An 18,949-nucleotide genomic window follows, 5' to 3' on the forward strand; every position below is an offset into this window, starting at 1 on the left:
GCTTCTTATTCGGGAGGCAGCCCTTTTTCGACATAAGTGCTTAACTTCAATTTTAATATGAAAAGGCCCAACAGAAAACCAGGAGAACCGGATGTTAGTTTTAAGGAAAGGATGGCCGCTTTGCGTAACCTGCCTTCATTTTTCAGGCTCGTATGGCAAACCAGCCCCTGGATGGCGTTGGGCAATGCCATCCTGCGTACCGCTCAATCTGCCACGCCACTCGCATTGCTGTATGTGGGCAAACTGATCATTGATGAAGTGGTGAAAATGACGCATACACCCGGTGAACCTTCCTATCAATATCTCTGGGAGCTTGTAGCGGTGGAATTTGCCCTTGTGATCATTACCGGCGTGCTGGGCCGTTTGATTGGCCTGCTGGATGGATTACTGGGGGAGAAGGTGGGCAACCATACCTCTGTGCGGATCATGCAGCATGCCGCTACGCTGGACCTCGATCAGTTTGAAGACTCCACATTTTACGATAAACTGGAACGTGCCCGCCAGCAAACTGCCGGCCGTACCGTATTGCTCTCACAGGTACTCAGCCAGGTGCAGGACATCATTACCATGATCTTCCTCGCAGCTGGTTTAATGACCTTCAGCCCCTGGCTCATTTTATTATTGTTTGTGGCCGTACTACCTGCATTTTTTTCTGAAACCTATTTTAATGATAAGTTCTATGCACTGGCATGGGGGCAAACCTCAGACCGGCGTGAGCTGGATTATATCCGTTATCTCGGCGCCAGTGATGAATCTGTGAAAGAGGTGAAGATCTTTAATTTATCCAATTACCTGGTAGACCGCTTTAAAACATTATCTGATAAATTCTATAACGATAAAAAACAGCTCACCTTACGTTATCAAAGCTGGGCAGTGGTATTTGCCATTGTAGGCAGCGCAGGATATTACGGTGCTTATGTATTCATCATCCTGCAAACTGTAAAGGGGCAGCTGAGCATAGGTGACCTGGCTTTCCTCGGTGGTTCTTTCCGGCAGCTGAGAGGTTTGCTGGAAGGCGTGCTGATCCGTTTTACGAGCATTACGCAGGGCGCTATTTACCTGAGAGACCTGTTTGAGTTCTTTGAAATAGCACCGCGCATCACCCAGAGGGCTAATGCAAGACCTTTCCCTAAGCCCATCCGGGAAGGCTTTACATTTGAGAATGTAGGTTTCAAATATTTAAATTCAGAAAGATGGGCTAACCGCCACCTGAACTTCACCTTACATGCCGGAGAAAAACTGGCGCTGGTAGGAGAGAACGGGGCCGGGAAAACCACGCTTGTAAAACTACTGGCACGCCTCTACGATCCCGTGGAAGGCCGCATTTTGCTGGACGGCCATGATCTTAAAGAATATGACCTGCAGGAATTACGTACACAGGTGGGTGTGATCTTCCAGGATTTTCAGCGTTACCAGATGACGGTATCGCAAAACATTGCCGTAGGCAATATCAGGGAACTGCACAACCAGTCACTGATTGAAAACGCAGCACAGAAAAGCATGGCGGATGAACTCATGGAACGCCTGCCGGATAAATATGACCAGATGCTGGGACGAAGGTTTAATAAAGGCGTGGAACTATCCGGCGGGGAATGGCAAAAGATTGCGCTGGCAAGAGCATATATGAAGAATGCGCAGTTGCTGATCCTGGATGAACCTACCGCCGCACTGGATGCACGTGCGGAATATGAAGTGTTCTTACGCTTTGCAGACCTTACGCGCGGAAAATCTGCGGTACTGATCTCTCACCGTTTCTCTACCGTAAGGATGGCAGACCGGATACTGGTGCTTGAAAAAGGGGAGCTGACAGAGATAGGGAACCATGAGGAACTGCTGGCTAAGAACGGGAGATATGCGGAGTTGTTCCATCTGCAGGCCAAAGGGTATAGGTAATAAATTAAACTATATATGGAATCATTGAAAGGGAAAAAAGCCCTGATCACCGGTGGTGGTAAAGGGATAGGCAGGGCAATCGCTATTGCGCTCGCAAAAGAAGGCGTGGATATTGGATTGATGGGGCGTACTTCTTCGTCTTTGGAGGCTACGGCAAAAGAAGTGGCTGCATTGGGAGTGAAAGTAACCTATGCCACAGCAGACGTTGGAGATATCAATGCGGTGAATGCTGCTGTACAACAGGTCACTAAAGATCTGCCGGAGATCGACATCCTGATCAATAATGCAGGGATTGCCTCTTTTGGTGGCTTTATGGATCTTGAACCTGCCGATTGGGAAAATATTGTGCGCGTGAACCTGCTGGGTGTATATTACGTTACAAGGGCTATTTTACCGGGTATGATCGGGCGTAAGTCCGGAGATATTATCAACGTATCTTCCACTGCGGGTCAACGGGGTGCGCCGCTAACAAGCGCATACAGTGCTTCCAAGTTTGGGCTGCTGGGCCTGACAGAATCCCTGATGCTGGAAGTACGGAAACATAACATCCGCGTAAGCGCTTTAACACCCAGTACCATTGCTACGGATATGGCCATTGAGTTAAAGCTCACAGATGGTAACCCGGAAAAAGTAATGCAGGCAGAAGACCTGGCGGAATTTGTAGTGGCGCAGCTGAAACTGAACAGGAGAGTGCTGGTGAAATCTGCGGGGTTGTGGTCTGTGAATCCGTAAAGCAACCATGGTGCTTTGTTGGGTACAGTCTATATGAAATTGTTTACTAAAACCAAAGGGCCCCCGGCTGGTCCGGGGCGCCCTGATTCCCATAATTGGACCTTTTTAAGTGATAGCAGAAGCAACCCATACATCTCTTATGATCCGGAAACCGCTACAAAAGCAACTGCGTTGTAGGACCCGTTACCAATGAGATAAAACTGTCCGTTTACCTCCTGGTAAAACGAAATACCAAGTGCGAGGATCAAAGGTGCTGTGCTTGCTGCCGGCAATTGTACTTCCAGCGGAGTTGTAACAACACCTTCATTACTCATTATCAAATATTGCCCTGCATGTTGAGCCACCAGGTGATAGCCTGTGGTAAAGTCGATCGATGCTCCGGCAATAGTGAGCCTGAAATGACTGGCCCCCTGGGGTTTTGCGAGCAGTGAAGAAGTGATCAAAGCAGGGAAATCTACTCTCATTAAACCGGAGGCCCGGTCTATGGATGGTACAAAGGATGCTTTGAATGCAGTAGTAAGCGGCATGTCTGTATTTACATCCAGCCCTTGCAGCAGTTCGATATCACCGTCTGCGATGTTTCGGAAGCCACGCGGGCTTACCGGATCTGCTTTTACTACCCTGGCCATTTGACTGTTCAGCCTGCGGGTAAAGTAAAAATCCCTGATATCACTTATGATAGACGCAAATGTTTTGCGGACCAGCCTGGCCCCACTGGCGGCGCGGCCAAACTCCGACATGTTTTCTTTAGTCCGGTCATTGGTGATGGCTTTGGATTGCGATTTTAGACGGACTATGAAGCCGTCTTTCGTTTTGTAGAAGGTGAAATTTCCTACTGTCCCTTCCAGTTGCATTGGGCCTGTTTGTTTTGCCATTGTATTAAGATTTTATTTTTTTGCGATAAAGGAACTGTTTCTAAGGCCAGTTCCGTTTGCCTGGTGATACAGAACGCCGGCGACGTCTTTCCTGCATTCCGTGTATCCGGTACCGATAGTGCAAAGGTTAGCCGGAAATTCACCGTTAGAAAATCAGCGGGATGCTTTTGAGGGATTTTGTGAGATTATGCGGGTTTTGAGGGAAAAAGGGGGATTTGAGGGGAATTGATGGGATTTGATGGTTTCTGCAGGGGGGAGAGGCTGTCATTATTACTTGATTAGTATATCAAAATGGCAGTGGGTGGGGGTAACTACGCTTTTGATACGCTTTTGGTGTGCTTTTGATATGCTTTTGATACACTTTTAGTGGCAGGCGGCTTCTTAATTTGATAGTGGTTAATTTCCTCTGTTCTTTATGGCAACATTTAATCGATGCGGTTTTTGTTTTACTTTAGGTGATGAACGCAACTTTTTACAACCGCTAAAAATATAAAGTGAAAATAATTCCTTCCTGTATCATCCTATGCTTCTTTATTCCAATTGCTATTCTGGCTAAGCCTGGTGAAGTGAAGGTCGAAAGACTTACCTGCGAATATCTTTCAAACCCAATAGCCATTGAGAACATGCAACCCAAACTTAGCTGGCAATTGGCGTCTGACTACAAAGCAAAAAAACAAACTGCTTACCGGATCATGGTAGCAAGCAGTATTTCTTTGCTGCAACAGAACAAAGCAGATTATTGGGATAGTGATAAAGTAAATTCGGGTAATTCCGTAGGCGTTGAGTACCGCGGCAAACCTCTAACATCGCGAAAAAAGCTGTATTGGAAAGTGATGGTATGGGACGAGAAAAATTCACCCTCCGCATGGAGCGGGGCGGCCTCCTGGTCAATGGGCCTATTACATCCTTCAGACTGGCAGGGCAAATGGATTGGGGCTATGGAGGATCAATATCCTGATTCTGCCATCACCTATCCGGCCCCTTTCTTTCGTAAGGAGTTTACTGTCGGTAAAAAGATAAAGCAGGCGGTAGTTTACGTGAGTGGCCTGGGTTTTTATGAACTCTTCCTGAATGGAAAAAAGATTGGAGACCAGGTGTTGGCTCCGGCAGTTACTAATTATGATAAAAGACCGCTTAAAAATTTACTTTACCCATATGATGATCAGTCTACCCAGCGTGTGTTGTACAATACTTTTGATGTCACAGAAAATATCACCCAAAAGCGTAATGCCATTGGTATACAGCTGGGTAACGGATGGTATAATCAGAGGGACAGGAGGGTAGAAGGGGATATGTGGTATGATGTTCCGAGGCTGATCTTCCAGCTTGAAATAACCTATGCAGACGGAAGTAGTAAAATGATCGGTTCTGATGATTCCTGGAAAACAGCAGGCGGGCCATTATTAAAGGATGGCATTTTTACAGGTGAAATATACGATGCACGATTGAAATTGGGAGAATGGAATAAGGTGGCGTATGCTGATGCAAAGTGGAAACCTGCTGTGCTGGTCAGGCCACCTACGGGTAATTTACATCTCCAAACGGCCCCGTTTGATAAAATTACACGTACACTTATTCCCTCTTTTGATGGTAAAACAAAGGACACTGTATATGCTTATCATCTGGATGAAACGATATCAGGTTGGGCATCTATAAGCGTTAAGGGCAAAGCAGGAAGCCGCCTGAAGATCAGGTATGTTAGCGAGGAAGGGCAGGACTATGGCCAGTTTGATACCTATATCCTTAAGGGGGGAGGGCTGGAGACCTGGGAGCCAAAATTTACCTGGCATGCATTCAGGCGGATTGAAGTGATTGCTGAGGATGTTGACCTGGATGAGAATAGTGTAAAAATAAAAGTGGTCCATACGGATGTGCCATCAAATGGGAGTTTTGAATGTTCTAATCCCTTCCTGAATAAGATAAATGAAGCGTATATTAAAACGCAGCATGCAAACTTTCATGGCAGTGTGAGCAGTGATTGTCCGCATAGAGAAAGATTAGGTTATACCGGCGATGGCCAGGTGATCGTAGAGAGTGCTATCTATACCTACGATATGCGGCAATTTTACCGTAAGTGGCTGGACGATATGGAAGATGCCCGGAATAAGCAGACGGGGTTTGTTACGCATACGGCACCTTTTGGAGGTGGCGGAGGCGGTCCTGCATGGGGATCGGCATACGTGATCATGCCTTGGGCGTATTTTTCTTATTACGGCGATAGTACAATATTGGCCCGGCATTATGCAGGGATGAAACAATGGGTAGACTACCTGGAAACAAGAACGGACAAGGATGGGCTGGTAACCAGGGAAGAACCAGACGGCTGGTGTTTGGGAGACTGGTGTACACCTGCAAAGGTAGAGGTCCCGGCTTCTTTTGTAAATACAGCATACTTCTATTATGTAACCGATATCATGAGTAAGGTAGCCAGGGTGCTGGGGAAAAAAGAAGATCATACAAGGTTTGCAGATCTTGCCGAAGGAATAAAAGTAAACTTTAACAAGGCCTGGTATAATGCTTCCGAAAAGCGCTACTGGGAAGGCAGGCAGGGTGCTAATGTCTTTGCTTTAGCATTTGGTTTAGTGCCTGAGGAACATTATGATCTTGTTTTTAATTCTTTATTAGCCCAATTAAAGGCGCTTAATTACCATTTTGATACGGGTATTTTAGGTACACCACTGTTATTGAAGGTGCTTTCTCAAAATGACAGGGATGACATTGCCTACCAGATCATGAATCAAAAGGATTCTCCGGGTTTTGGATATTTGCTCGATGATAAAAACAGCACGTTATGGGAAACATGGAATGGGAAAGGTTCAAGGTGCCACCCTATGTTTGGAAGTGTGGTGGAATGGTTCTATTCCAGCATCGGGGGGATAAAAGCTGACCCCAAAAGTGCCGGTATGCAGCATTTCATAATTGAACCGAAGCCCACAGGAGACCTGGGCTTTTGCAGATCATCCTATAACAGTTCTTTTGGGAAAATACGTTCAGAATGGGAAAGAACACCTGGTGGGAAACTCCGGATATTAATTGAAGTACCGGAAAATACATCTGCAACTTATGTATTACCGCTTAATAAGCAGCGGATCAGGAATGATGCAGGTAAGGAGATCTCAGGTGCCGAAGTAAATGGCAAATATCAGCTAACGTTTCAATCCGGGTTGTACCGGTTTGAGGTGTTGTAATACGCCTGATTTTTGATGCCGTAAAGAAAGAAGGTGCCGGCTCAAAAGAAAGAGCCGGCTCTTTTTTATTATGAGGGTTCACAGCGTTTTTAGCATTAAACAGTTTTTTCAGAGGATCCTTTTGGTAATGGAAAGCCCCACCCGCCAGTAATCGCCATCCACAAATGGATTGTTGATGCCCCCGGGTCCAACGATGAACCCGAACTCCGTAGTCCGCCGTTTGCCGGCGTAGCCGCTGAAACCAAACATGAAATCAATTCTTTCTTCATCATAATAGTCGCTGCCGTTTGAAGCGTTCGCTTTATAGCCTGCAAACATTTCATGGCCCAACCGGAAAAGCAGGTAACCGAAGCCAAATTTGCCGTTGGATCGGGTGGATTGTGGCAATCGCCGCATGTCTGTTGCATATGCATTCAGCACGCCGAGATACCAGCGGACTTCAGGGCTGAATACTGCTCCTGCGGAAGCAACATCAACGTTATCGTTGCGCTGTTGGTAGCCCAGAGGCCGCTGGTACCGCAACTGAACAGGAGAAAAATATACTTTGTTCAGAAACACGCCCGGCGTCAGGTGAACCTTATAACTGCCGGGGAAATAGGTGTTGGGAAAATCAAGGTTAACATCTACTCCGCCAGTGAGAGAAAGCCCGAAATTGTTATTCGTAAAAGGAAGCGAGCGGCCGCGGCTGAACCAGAAATTGTGTGTGTACAGCAGGCTGATAGTATTGTCACTTACGATCTGTGGTACTCCATCATATTTTTGACTGCCAGCCCCTGTATAACGTGCAGCCTCCTCCGAAAGGAAAAGTGCTGATGCCGTTAGTTTTACTCCCAGTGTGTTGTTGAGCCAGGGCTCTTTGCTGTATTGCGTGGCTTTAGTGCCCGGAGTGAGCGAGGCAAACCCTTTTTCACTTTTCTCTTTTACCATATCCACAAACTCGCCGGGTACGGTGATGTTCAGATTCCGGTTATAGGCTTTCCTGTTATATTTGTTGTAGAGCTGCAGCATGCGGTTGCTGTTAACAAAATCGCCGTTTTGCAATGCAGTGTACGCCATAACCAGGTAAGAAAGGGAATACTTAGGATAGTATACCATGGCTTGCTCCGCCTGGTCGAACGCATTGCCGTAACGAGCTTCACCGAGTTCCTGTACAGCCCCCTGGAGCAACTGTATGGATTGTTTTTGCCGCCACATTTTACTGGTCTGACCTTCTTTTATGGAATTGGAAATGGCACCGGCCAGCATACCGGTAGCGTGCCCAAGATCATTGTATGATACCTGGGCCTGTAGTGACGGGCTTCCGGCGGTTAGCATAAATGCCAGGAGTAATTGTTTCTTCATGATAGGTGTTTGGTTTGAATTATTTAATGATGGAATAGGAGAGTTCCCAGGCCGGCCGCTCGCCACGTATCTCCGTCCAGAAGTAACCTGTATTGATATGTTCTCCGGGAGGAAGCTCGCCATTCCAGGATATGTAAAAATTGTTCCAGAAGGTAGACGCGTCCCGGTCGAGCCCCAGGCAACGGCCGGTTTCTCCATGAGGGGTAATGTGTGTTTTGGCATTAAGGCCGGGGCTGCCCATTATATAACCTTTGAGGGCCAGGCGCCGGCCTTTTTTGTTGATAACAGTGCAGGTTGCTTTGTAATAGTATCCGCAGAACGGAATTACCTCATTTGCGGTGTTGATGTAGGTACAGGACCTGCTGTCTTTAACGGAGAGTGTATACCGCACGGTCAACAGCGAATCGTCGTAGAGCACTACATCATAGTCTCCTCCGCCGCAGGCAATTGTTTTGCTTTTTTCCTTTTCCCGTTCCAGCGCTTTGAGAAAGCCTTTTTTAGCGGTTTCTTTCAAATCGGCTTCCTGGTCTGCTTTTTCATCTGCCAGGTCCGCCAACTGCTGGTCCAGCTCCTTGCTCTTGCTTTCGCTTTGTTGTATGCCGCTGCTGAATCCGGAAGAAAACATCTCGCCGTCTGCCTGCGTGAAAACAGGTTTGGGCTGAGGTAGCGGCGGAAGGGCAACGGTTGGCCTGTTTGCCTGCGGTGGGCTGGGGGAAACGATGCGGACAGGTTTTTGGGGCGGCGGTACCGCAACATTTGCTGGCCTGGGAGTTCTGTCGGGCTGCGCTGTTGTGGGTTGTGTATAAGTTGCCGGTTTCTTTGGCGAAGCTGATCCGGATTGTTTATACCCGGGAGCTGGTTTGTCTTTGGCCAGGGTCGCTTTTTGGGCCAATGCCTCCCCGGGCTCATAAAATAATGCGCCGATAAGGAAAGAAAATAGTATTTTTTTCATGATCTTTATATCAGAATAAAAGTAAAACCGTTGTGAGCAGGGGACAATAGCCATTTATAGCTATTGGAGTACACCTTTAACCATCACCTATGAGCAAAGAAGTTTCACGGGGTGGCCAGTTCGAACAAACATTCGAAGGGCACCTGCAAAGCATCTGCTACGAAAACGACAAGATCAATGAACCGGATGTTCGTGCAATAGTTTCCGGATTAGACAGTTTCGGTGCCGGTATCCTTCACACCAAACCTTTGTTTTACGTAATCGACTACACGAAAGCCAGGTACTGCGTAATGTCCGGCGCCGTACGTGAAATAACCGGCGAGCCACCTGAAGCCTTCCTTGAAGGCGGTATTCCAAAATTGCTGGACGTTTATAACGGCGAAGATTTCAAAGTGTATAATGAACATGTGTTTAGCACCAATATGTCTTTCCTGCGCTCGCAACCGGTGGAAGATCATCAGCAGTTTGTTTTTTCATACAATTTTAGAGTACGCCACCGCAACGGGCACTATGTGCCTATCTACCAGCGGGGATGTTACCTTACTTCCCCGGATACGGGGCTGCCGTTGTACAGCCTTGGCATGGTAATGAACATTACGCCTTTCAAGAAGGATTTTTTAATGCACCATACCATTGAGAAAGCCAGTGCTGCGGGTTGCAAAATGCTGGCGGAGTACACCTATTTCCCGCATGAGGAGGACAAATTGCTTACCCGCAGGGAGCGGCAGATCCTCCAATACATGGCGGAAGGCTGGTGCAGCAAACAGATAGCAGACCGCATTGATATTGCGGAGAATACCATTGCAAACCACCGGAAAAATATGCTGAGGAAAACCGGCGCCAGGAACGTGGCAGAGCTGGTAGCTTTTGCCTGCAAAAGCGGGCTTATTTAATTCTTATACATTCCCAATATGAAATTATCGGTTTCAGTAAAAGGCAATGGGCGCAAGGCGCTTATATTCCTTCACCAGGCCTGTGGTTCCCGCCGTACCTGGGATAAGCAGGTAAACGATCCTTTATTTGAACAATATACCCGTATCTGCGCAGATTTTCCGGGGCATGGTGCATCCGGTCCTGCCGAAGCATACAGCCTGCCTGTGTTGGGCCAGGCATTGGCGGATACCTTGCAAGAACTGGACCTGGACAGTTATATTATTGTTTCCCTCTCCATGGCCGGTAATATTGCTGCGGAAGCGCTGCCCCGGCTAAGAGGCTGTAAAGGCCTGTTCATAGCTGGCGGCTGCCTGTTAGGCGGCGAGGTTACTCCCCTCACTGTTATGCACCCATTCGAACACGGTGCTGCACTGTTCGAAGCGGAACCCTCTGAAGAGCGGCTGCAAGGGTATGTGTCCGGCCTGGTGGCGGTACCGGCTACTGAAGTATTAGAGACGCTTATTGCAGATTACCGGAACACGGATCCGGCATTCAGGGCCGGCCTCGCCGCTTCACTGGGCAGGGGAGAGTGGAGTAACCAGATCCTGCACGTGGAAGAATCGGGAATTCCGGTTGCATTTGTATACGGGGAGCAGGAACGCATCATCAACAACAACTATCTCAATTCCGTTCTTCCGGGAAAATGGAGGGGAACGGCGCATACGCTGCCTTCCGCCGGCCACCTGGTCAGCCTCGATCAACCAGCGGAATTTAACAGGTTGCTGGCGGTATTTGCAAATGAAATATTCAGCAAAGAATAAATGTGCGCTTAGGTTGCAGAAAGTTACTGATATCAGGCTTTCAAAATGCCCCAAATTGCTGCCGGTAATGTAACGGACTTACCTGCATTTTGGCTTTGAACATTTTATAGAAATGGGATATATCGCCAAACCCGCTGTCGAAACAGATGGCCGAGATCGTTTTATCTGATTGAATGAGCTGTTGGGTGGCATAATTGATCCGGTATTCAATCACAGTTTCCATAAAGGTTTTACGGGTGATCCGTTTGAAGTATTTACAAAATGCATTCGGCGTCATGCCGGCAATTGCGGCCGCTTTGTTCAGCGAAACCTCCCGCCTGAAATTTTCCACCAGGTAAGCAAATATGGGGTTGATCCTGGTCTGATTGGATGGAGACAGTTCCGCTATCAGCCTTTGCTGATCAAGCAATACATATTCTTTTGAAACAGCCAGTTGCTGTAATATTTCCAGTAAACGTATCAGTTGTTTGAAATTATTCTTTTCCTCCGTAAGTTGCTTTATCTGTTCCTGCACCAGTGGGGGTGTACTCTTTATAAACTGTATGCCGCTGCTGCTCCTTTGGAACAATTGATGGATATTGGCCAGTTCTGCCCTGGAGAAAAAATCATTCCCCAGGAAATCAGCTGTGAACTGGATCACTACAGAACGTGCAACAGATCTGTTTTTTCCGGTTGGCTGCAGTTTCCAGCAATGAGGTACGTTTGGGCCTAATAACACCAGGTCCCCATCTGAAAACCCAGCCATATTACTCCCCGCATACCGTTTGCCGTTTCCTTTTACGATCCACGTTAATTCATACTCCGGGTGAAAGTGATACGGGGCAGTGAACCCCGTTCTGCCAAATGTTCTTACCAGGAAGGAATGATTGCCCGGGGGCTGCAAAACTTCATAGGAGGCTTTTAGCATTGTCTTTTTTATTATAAAATAAGCCAATTTTCCCGCAAGTGGATAAAATACCCCAATAAATGACCAGTTCCTGCATTTTTTCCCTGCCTGCTGATGCCTTACTTCGTAATACTAAAACTTGCCAGTATGCATACGATCACTACCGCTTTGCCGGAATTAAATGATACCAGGGAAATTTCTCCTTCACAGGCAGAAGCCTTTCGTAAAAACGGACATATACTCATCAGCAATGTGCTCAACACAGATGAAGCAGTTGCATACCGGGAGGTGATTGCGGATGCTGCCAACCAGTATAATACAGAGAAACGCAGCATGGAAGAAAGGGATACTTACGGCAAAGCATTTTTGCAGATCATGAATTTATGGTGTGTAGATGAACGGGTGAAGAAATTTGTACTGGCCAGGCGTTTTGCAAAGATGGCAGCGGACCTGATGGGTGTATCCAATGTACGGATCTATCACGACCAGGCGCTGTTCAAAGAACCAGGCGGCGGCCCTACGCCCTGGCACCAGGACCAATACTACTGGCCTGTTGATACGCATAACACCGTTACCATGTGGATGCCCCTGGTAGATATCGATGTAGAGATGGGTATGCTCACCTTTGCTACCGGCTCACACAAAAATGGTGTGGTTTTCGATTATGAAATATCTGATGAATCTGAAGATGCGTTCAATAAATATGTAGCCGAGCACCAGTTCCCCATCACCCGGGCATCCACTATGAAAGCCGGAGATGCCACCTGGCATTACGGTTATACCATCCATAGCGCGCCGGGCAATAATTCCCCCAATATGCGTGAAGTAATGACGGTGATTTATATGGCTGAAGACGCAAAGATCACGGCGCCTAAACACAAATGGCAGCAGAATGATCATGCTACCTGGCTGTTGGATCTGCCCATTGGCGGGCCGGCTGCTTCTGCACTGAACCCACTGGTCTTATAAAAAATGACCCCGTGTAAAGTTTGCAATAACACCTTTCCCGGAAGAAAAAGCTGCATATCCTGGTGTTACAAAACGTGCCGGCCCGGTGGAAAGGTTAACCGCCGCGCCCGTTATCTGCAAACAGGGGCAACACCTTTTGCGTAAGGAAATACCCGGGAGGCTGACGAGGATCATTTTCCATCCGGCTATTACATACTAGCTTTGCGGCATGGAAAATAAGCCGCTGAAATCTGTAAAAAGGCTCCGGGTAATAGGCCTGCTGGAAGGTATTTCCTTCCTGGTATTGCTTTTCATAGCCATGCCCCTGAAATACTTTGCAGACGAACCCTGGTTAACCAGGCAGGTGGGGATGGCGCATGGCGTGTTATTTGTGCTATATGTGATCCTCGTCATAGAAGTGAAGCTGGCCATGGACTGGTCCATCAAAAAGATGCTGATAGCACTGGGCGCCTCCGTGATCCCCTTCGGTACTTTTTATATTAACAATAAATTTATCTCCCGCAAGTAACTTTCGGAATATCCGGACCGTTTAGCATATGTATCAACCCAAATACGATCCTTATGCTAAGAACTGTTACACTCCTCCTGGCAGCAATTGCTTTCTGCGGTTGCGATTTCCGCCTTTTTGAATTACGTGCGCCCAAGGACCCTCCTGTTGGCATTGTGGATACTTATGTGCCCGTATATGCCACAGACGGCGCAGAAGAATTGAAGATCACCAACCTTGCGGCCCGGCCCACCGGAAAAGCCGGCAAGATCTTCGTGATGGGCAGCAGGTTGTACCAGGTAGAAGAAGATTCCGGCATTCACATCATTGATTATTCAGACAAAGCTAAACCAGTAAAAGTAGGTTTTCTAAATGTACCTGGCTGCAAAGAGGTAGCACTCAAAAACGGGAACGTTTACACCAATAACTTCGAGGATATGATCATACTGGACCTTAGTGCTTATCCTGGCATAAATGTAAAAAGCCGGATCCCGAATGTATTCCCCGAACTGAAGCATCCTCAATTGTTACAGCGTGATCCCGGCGTCCGCTATTTTGAATGCCCGGATTATACAAAGGGAACGATCGTGAGATGGGAAGTAAAAAAAGTTAATAACCCTAAATGCCGTTTCTGATGAAAAAATATTACTACCTGTTATTGCTGCTGATCACGTTTTCCTGTAGTAAAGAAGGTGCCAAAACTTCGGACTATGGTTCGGGAGGCGGCAAAGGAGGCTCCCTTGCAAGGTTTGCCATTGCAGGCAATTATCTCTATGTAGTGAATCAAAGTACGCTGCAGGTGTTTGATATTGCAAACCCTGCGGCACCTGTTCGTAAAGGCATTACTAATTTGAACTGGGATATTGAAACCATTTTTTCTTATGATAATAAGCTGTTCATTGGCTCAGGGTCCGCTATGTATATCTTTGATATAACAGATCCTGCCAAACCCAAACAGGAGAGCCGTGTAAATCACTTCAGAAGCTGTGATCCCATAGTTACACAGGGCACTACCGCTTTCGTAACCCTGAGAGGAGGGAATGCCTGCGGAGGAAACGTTAATGCATTAATGGCATACAATGTAAAGGATACTAAAAACCCGGTCCTTAAAGCGCAATTGCCACTAAATGGGCCTTATGGCCTGGGTGTGCAGGATAGTGCGCTGTATGTTTGCGATGGTGCAAAAGGACTGGCGGTGTTCAATATCAAAAACCCTGAGCAACCCAAATTGCTGAAGTACCTGGAAGATGGGGAAATTTATTATGATGTGATCCCGTACCAGGGTGTGCTGATTGCATATGTGAAGAGCGGTGTGCGTTTCTTTGATATCAGCAAACCACAGGAACCGGCGTCTTTATCTGCGCTGATGAATTAGTTATGGTATTAAGGCTGCCTCAGTAAGGCAGCCTTAATATTATTTTTTTGCCTGCAACAATTCAGACATTTTCTTCTTATTCGGACTTTCAATGGTTGAAGGGGCCGCTAAATACTTTTGAAGGGAGGCCAATTGATCAATAGCAGCTTCCCTCATCATTTCGTACCGTTCTTTCTTACCGACCCCCTGCCTGATCCAGACGGCATTAAGGTTTTCAAGATTTGAAAGAACAATGAGGCTATGAGTGTCTGCGCAATCTCTTATTGTTTTATGCCCGGATGCAATTTCCGGATATTGCTCTTTCCACTGTTTTGCAGTAAGGCCGAACAGGGCCAGGTTTACCAGGTCCGCTTCTTCAGCATAAATATATACATCACTTTTTTGTGGCGTGTCGCCCCATGGGATCAATTTTTCTTTGATAGCATCTGTTTGGATCCTGTAGTTGGTTGCTGCTAAGCTCCTTCTGAAGTTCCATTCAAGTTGATGCGTATTGCTTTCAATTTCCTTTAGTCTCTGAAATTCTTTAATCAGGTATAACTTGAATGCGGGGCTTATCCATGAGCCAAACTCAAAGGCAATATCTTTATGAGCATATGTACCCCCATATCGGCCTGCTTTCGCGATTAATCCAATTGCGTTGGTCTTAGCTGCCCATTCTTTTACGCTGATCTTGAATGAATTAAGGCCGGCATGGCTTTTAATTACATCGAATTCGACGTAATTAAAATTTGGATTGTTAATACTTTCCCATATTCCAAGGAATTCTACTGTATTTCTATTCCTTAGCCAGTGTTCAACGAAAAAATTTCCCTTCTTAGCTTTGATCATATCTGTGATAGAAATGTAATCACTATTATTATGGTCAACAACAGCAATGGGAATATTTTGTACATTAATTTCTCTTTTTTTAGCCATCATCCTTTAATTAATAGTTATAAATACCAGATCATGAGATATAGCTATAGCTGAAGGCTTGGGTATAACAATTAACTTTTCACTGTGTCAGGTTAACCTTGAAATTGCAGATACATAAAATTAGCATAATCATTTGGGTAAAAAAAAATATATGGAGGTAGCGGCTGCTCAACAGTGTTGAACAGCCGGCTACCTAAAATTTATTTCTCTCTACATTCCATCTGCACTAGGCCCGTAACTGCCCGGGATAGGCACATCCAGCAAACGAAGGAAAACACCCAGCTGCGCACGGTGATGCACGATCTGGCTGAAGCTCATACGGATGGCTTCTTCTTTGCTTAGTTGTGCATAAATATTATCCCCTGCACGCATGGTCCATGTTTCTGGTAAGATGCGCTCATTCGCGGCGGCCAGGTGTGCTTTACTGTCTGCCAGGGTTGTTTCAAAGTACTGCAACAGTTCTTCCTTGTTATTGATCTGCACCGGTTGGTAGGGTTGCACATTAAAATCCAGTTCATCCGTGGTTACCGCCAGGGAGGCAAAAGTGGGCATTTCCGCAATATGCGTGGCCAGCTGGCGAACGGTCATGCTTTTGGGATGTGGCTGCCAGTCGAATTTATCTTCCGGTACAATAGACAGCATTTTGCGGGTAGTAATGGATTCCTTTTCCATTTCTTTAAGGAAGCTTGAAATGATTGACATATAATTGCGTTTTTGTTTGTGGTACAAAGGAACCACGGGGGTATGACAACCCTATGTCAGCAGTATTCCGTACTTTTATAAAATAACCGAAACATGCGTATATGAGAACTGCTATAGCCTTTGTAATCCTGCTCTCTGCCTGCAACCAGGCCGGTACCGGTAGTAAAAATGATTCCTCCGCCACAGAAAACACCACGCCGCAGGGTGCCGTTGCTTCCTGTTATAATAAGATCAACGGCCGGGATACTGTTAAATTATCCCTGGTAGTGGATGAAGACAAGGTGAACGGCACGCTGGAATACAACATTTATGAAAAGGACAAGAATACAGGGGTGATAACTGGTACTATGGAGGATAATATCCTCAGGGCTACTTATGAGTTCCAGAGTGAAGGAGTGAAAAGCACCCGGAATGTAGTGTTCAAGATCATGGGGGACCAGGCATATGAGGCACAGGCAGACAGCCTTACGTCCGATGGCCTGCCCGTTTTCAACGGAGATGCTACCCTGTTGAAGTTTGAACCATCACCGTTTAAGAAAATCCCTTGTGAATAAGCAATGGATGCAGATATCCATACGCTTTATACTTCTGACTACTACCGGATCATGGATTTCCGGTGCAGGTGTACAGATTGCCGCACTTCCAAACCGGAACAGAGCGACCGGTTCTGTATCAGTTTTGTAAGGAAAGGGAATTTCCTTTTCAACGTTTTCCGGAATTCGCTGGATTCCTATAGCGGCTGCATCCTGATCACCAAACCGGAATATGAACGCACGGTTACCCATACACATGCTGTTCCGGACGAATGCACCATCTTCGAAATATCTCCTGAGCTGTTAAGGCAGCTGAAAGAACAGTATGCCCATACCAAATTCTTTAGTGATCCTGACCTTCATTCCACGCTGATCCGCACCAATCCTGAAACGGAGTTCCTGCATTTCTATATCACCCAGCTGGTGCTTACCCGTACAGGCAGTAAACTGCATATCGACCAGCTGATCTTTGATATGATCCGGAAAGTGCTGAACAGCATTACGGACTATGAACCGGATGAACGTATTCATGCTAAACTGAAAAAGAACCATCTCACTACCATAGAACGTGCAAAGGAATACCTTACACAGCATTTCATGGAGGATATTTCGCTGAAAGAAATAGCGGAATATAGTTATGTAAGTCCTTTCCATTTTTCCCGGATCTTCAAAACCTTTACCAGTTATTCTCCCTACCAGTTCCTGCAGGATATCCGCCTGCAGCATGCCGCCCTTTTACTTGAAAATACGCCTGCACCTTTATCCGATGTAGCTTATACCTCAGGATTTATGAGCATGGAGTATTTCAATGCAGCGTTCCGCAAGAAATTTGAACTGCCGCCGGCCAAATACCGCCACGAGAAAATGAGCAGGATATCTTAATCCTTTCTTTTACCTGCGTGGTAGTTTTGGAACATGAAAGCACAACTATTAAAACACCTGGAAAGCTCCCGGGCCTATACTTTAGGTGTGGCGGAGCTAATGCCTGAAGAGGCTTACGATCTGAAACCCGTTGAGGGCATATGGAGCTTTGGCGAACAACTGAACCATATTGCTTACGGTATTCACTGGTGGTCTGAAATGTTCATCCGTGGTGAGGAAACGGAATGGACTCCTCCGAAACCTGTAAAAGGAAAGAAAAAGATCATGGCAACGCTGGAAAAGGCGTACGAAGCATTAAAGAAAACTTATGAGGAAAGTAATGGCAAAGAAGGCGGCTTTAATGCTACGCTGGACCATATTACGCATCATCGCGGGCAATTGATCGTGTACCTGCGTACAAAAGGTATCCAGCCTCCGGAGTATGTTTATTAAACCAGGATGTGCCTGCGGTTATAAGGTACTCAGCCGCCATTTAAACCAGGCAGTTCTCATGGTAATTCACCAGCTGGATGGGTGTTCTCTCCATCTCAAAACCATCGTAGGTGCGGAGCACTTCATCCAGTACTGCTTCTATCTCCGGCACGGTATTAAGCGTTACCAGGCGGGTACGGAATTCTTTGATATTGGGTAAACCTTTCAGGTAGTTAAGGTAGTGACGGCGCATGGCATACACGCCGGCTCCATCCCCTTTCCACTGCAGGGATTTGCATAAATGCTGTTTGCAGACCTCCACGCGTTCTGCTACGGTAGGTGGCGCCATTTCTTCCCCGGTGTTGAGGTAATGCCTGATCTCCCGGAAGATCCAGGGGTAACCGATGGCGGCACGCCCTATCATAATACCATCCACGCCGTAACGGTCCTTATATTCCAGCGCTTTCTGCGGACTGTCTATATCCCCGTTCCCGAAAATGGGGATGTGGATCCGCGGGTTATTTTTCACTTTGGCAATAAGGCTCCAGTCTGCCTCGCCTTTATACATCTGGCAGCGGGTACGGCCATGGATGGTAAGGGCTTTGATCCCCGCATCCTGCAGCCTTTCTGCCACTTCTTCAATGTTTTTAGTATTGTCGTCCCACCCCAGCCTTGTTTTAACGGTTACCGGCAGGGTAGTGGAGCGCACGCATCTTTCTGTGAGCCGTACCATCAGGTCAATATCCTTCAGTACACCGGAACCTGCACCCTGGGCTACGATGCCTTTTACGGGGCAGCCAAAATTGATGTCCAGCAGTTCGGGGTTGGTTACATCCACGATCTTCGCTGCCATGGCCAGCCTTTCTTCATCTCCGCCAAACAGCTGTATACCTACCGGCCTTTCTTCGTCAAAGATCTCCAGTTTGCGGCGGCATTTGATGGCATCGCGTATCAGCCCCTCGCTGGAAATGAACTCGGTGAACATGAGGTCTGCCCCGTTGTGCTTGCAGACCACACGGAAAGGAGGATCGCTGACATCCTCCATAGGCGCCAGCAATAACGGAAAATCCGGAAGGGTGATATGATCGATCTTTACCATTTGCGGGCACAAAAG

The 18,949-nt window shown here is 46.9% G+C and carries 19 protein-coding genes; 12 read left to right on the plus strand and 7 right to left on the minus strand.

Annotation, left to right across the window (positions count from 1 at the left end):
* The first annotated feature begins 57 nt into the window (after positions 1 to 57).
* Both BUR42_RS05170 and BUR42_RS05175 read left to right on the plus strand, forming a co-directional pair.
* The gene (locus tag BUR42_RS05170; RefSeq protein ID WP_074238207.1) at positions 58 to 1,893 is read left to right on the plus strand and encodes an ABC transporter ATP-binding protein; all 1,836 of its coding nucleotides are present in this window, start codon (positions 58 to 60) and stop codon (positions 1,891 to 1,893) included.
* A gap of 15 nt (positions 1,894 to 1,908) precedes the next feature.
* Positions 1,909 to 2,625 carry a 3-ketoacyl-ACP reductase gene (locus tag BUR42_RS05175; protein WP_074238208.1) on the plus strand — a complete coding sequence of 239 codons (717 nt, stop codon included), beginning with the start codon at positions 1,909 to 1,911 and terminating at the stop codon, positions 2,623 to 2,625.
* Positions 2,626 to 2,762: 137 nt separating this feature from the next.
* Here the strand turns inward: BUR42_RS05175 and BUR42_RS05180 are convergent, their stop codons facing one another.
* Positions 2,763 to 3,500: a hypothetical protein gene (locus BUR42_RS05180; protein ID WP_074238209.1), complete on the minus strand. Its 738-nt coding sequence runs from the start codon at positions 3,498 to 3,500 to the stop codon at positions 2,763 to 2,765.
* Between the two features lie 566 nt (positions 3,501 to 4,066).
* Here BUR42_RS05180 and BUR42_RS05185 point away from each other — a divergent pair.
* Entirely contained in the window at positions 4,067 to 6,688 is a 2,622-nt protein-coding gene (locus BUR42_RS05185) for a family 78 glycoside hydrolase catalytic domain (protein WP_200798217.1), read from the plus strand.
* 108 nt (positions 6,689 to 6,796) lie between these two features.
* Here BUR42_RS05185 and BUR42_RS05190 read toward each other — a convergent pair whose 3' ends face one another.
* Positions 6,797 to 8,029, minus strand: coding sequence for a hypothetical protein (locus tag BUR42_RS05190; RefSeq protein WP_074238211.1), 1,233 nt, complete (start codon positions 8,027 to 8,029; stop codon positions 6,797 to 6,799).
* 19 nt (positions 8,030 to 8,048) lie between these two features.
* On the minus strand, positions 8,049 to 8,981 hold the full coding sequence (locus BUR42_RS05195) for a hypothetical protein (protein WP_074238212.1): 933 nt from the start codon (positions 8,979 to 8,981) through the stop codon (positions 8,049 to 8,051).
* Positions 8,982 to 9,070: 89 nt separating this feature from the next.
* On the opposite strand from BUR42_RS05195, the gene BUR42_RS05200 reads away from it, so the two are divergent.
* Positions 9,071 to 9,874 (plus strand): LuxR C-terminal-related transcriptional regulator, encoded by an 804-nt coding sequence (locus BUR42_RS05200; RefSeq protein ID WP_074238213.1) that lies wholly within the window; start codon positions 9,071 to 9,073, stop codon positions 9,872 to 9,874.
* A gap of 18 nt (positions 9,875 to 9,892) precedes the next feature.
* Entirely contained in the window at positions 9,893 to 10,675 is a 783-nt protein-coding gene (locus BUR42_RS05205) for an alpha/beta fold hydrolase (protein WP_074238214.1), read from the plus strand.
* 40 nt (positions 10,676 to 10,715) lie between these two features.
* Here the strand turns inward: BUR42_RS05205 and BUR42_RS05210 are convergent, their stop codons facing one another.
* Positions 10,716 to 11,582, minus strand: a complete 867-nt coding sequence (locus BUR42_RS05210) for an AraC family transcriptional regulator (RefSeq protein ID WP_074238215.1) — start codon at positions 11,580 to 11,582, stop codon at positions 10,716 to 10,718.
* 126 nt (positions 11,583 to 11,708) lie between these two features.
* On the opposite strand from BUR42_RS05210, the gene BUR42_RS05215 reads away from it, so the two are divergent.
* From BUR42_RS05215 to BUR42_RS05230, 4 genes are all read left to right on the plus strand, one after another.
* Positions 11,709 to 12,530, plus strand: a complete 822-nt coding sequence (locus tag BUR42_RS05215; RefSeq protein ID WP_074240457.1) for a phytanoyl-CoA dioxygenase family protein — start codon at positions 11,709 to 11,711, stop codon at positions 12,528 to 12,530.
* A gap of 208 nt (positions 12,531 to 12,738) precedes the next feature.
* Positions 12,739 to 13,038, plus strand: a complete 300-nt coding sequence (locus tag BUR42_RS05220; RefSeq protein WP_074238216.1) for a DUF3817 domain-containing protein — start codon at positions 12,739 to 12,741, stop codon at positions 13,036 to 13,038.
* A 53-nt stretch (positions 13,039 to 13,091) separates the two neighbouring features.
* A complete protein-coding gene (locus BUR42_RS05225) occupies positions 13,092 to 13,652 on the plus strand; it encodes an LVIVD repeat-containing protein (RefSeq protein ID WP_074238217.1) in 561 nt (186 codons plus the stop codon).
* Positions 13,652 to 14,392 (plus strand): LVIVD repeat-containing protein, encoded by a 741-nt coding sequence (locus tag BUR42_RS05230; RefSeq protein WP_074238218.1) that lies wholly within the window; start codon positions 13,652 to 13,654, stop codon positions 14,390 to 14,392. Before BUR42_RS05225 ends, BUR42_RS05230 begins: the two co-directional genes overlap by 1 nt.
* Before the next feature lie 39 nt (positions 14,393 to 14,431).
* Here BUR42_RS05230 and BUR42_RS05235 read toward each other — a convergent pair whose 3' ends face one another.
* Both BUR42_RS05235 and BUR42_RS05240 read right to left on the minus strand, forming a co-directional pair.
* A complete protein-coding gene (locus tag BUR42_RS05235; RefSeq protein ID WP_084185631.1) occupies positions 14,432 to 15,307 on the minus strand; it encodes a KilA-N domain-containing protein in 876 nt (291 codons plus the stop codon).
* A 210-nt stretch (positions 15,308 to 15,517) separates the two neighbouring features.
* Positions 15,518 to 16,009 carry a DinB family protein gene (locus BUR42_RS05240; protein ID WP_074238220.1) on the minus strand — a complete coding sequence of 164 codons (492 nt, stop codon included), beginning with the start codon at positions 16,007 to 16,009 and terminating at the stop codon, positions 15,518 to 15,520.
* 101 nt (positions 16,010 to 16,110) lie between these two features.
* Between BUR42_RS05240 and BUR42_RS05245 the strand changes: the two genes are divergently transcribed.
* Genes BUR42_RS05245 through BUR42_RS05255 form a run of 3 tightly spaced genes read left to right on the plus strand, consistent with a single transcriptional unit; the run spans position 16,111 to position 17,856 of the window.
* Positions 16,111 to 16,563, plus strand: a complete 453-nt coding sequence (locus BUR42_RS05245; RefSeq protein ID WP_074238221.1) for a hypothetical protein — start codon at positions 16,111 to 16,113, stop codon at positions 16,561 to 16,563.
* A gap of 3 nt (positions 16,564 to 16,566) precedes the next feature.
* Positions 16,567 to 17,424 (plus strand): helix-turn-helix transcriptional regulator, encoded by an 858-nt coding sequence (locus tag BUR42_RS05250; RefSeq protein WP_074238222.1) that lies wholly within the window; start codon positions 16,567 to 16,569, stop codon positions 17,422 to 17,424.
* A gap of 33 nt (positions 17,425 to 17,457) precedes the next feature.
* Positions 17,458 to 17,856, plus strand: coding sequence for a DinB family protein (locus BUR42_RS05255; protein WP_074238223.1), 399 nt, complete (start codon positions 17,458 to 17,460; stop codon positions 17,854 to 17,856).
* 40 nt (positions 17,857 to 17,896) lie between these two features.
* On the opposite strand, the gene dusB is transcribed toward BUR42_RS05255, so the two are convergent.
* Complete coding sequence (dusB, locus tag BUR42_RS05260) at positions 17,897 to 18,934, minus strand: tRNA dihydrouridine synthase DusB (protein WP_074238224.1); 1,038 nt, start codon at positions 18,932 to 18,934, stop codon at positions 17,897 to 17,899.
* Positions 18,935 to 18,949: the final 15 nt, after the last annotated feature.

The sequence above is a fragment of the Chitinophaga niabensis genome, from assembly GCF_900129465.1.
Lineage (GTDB): Bacteria > Bacteroidota > Bacteroidia > Chitinophagales > Chitinophagaceae > Chitinophaga > Chitinophaga niabensis.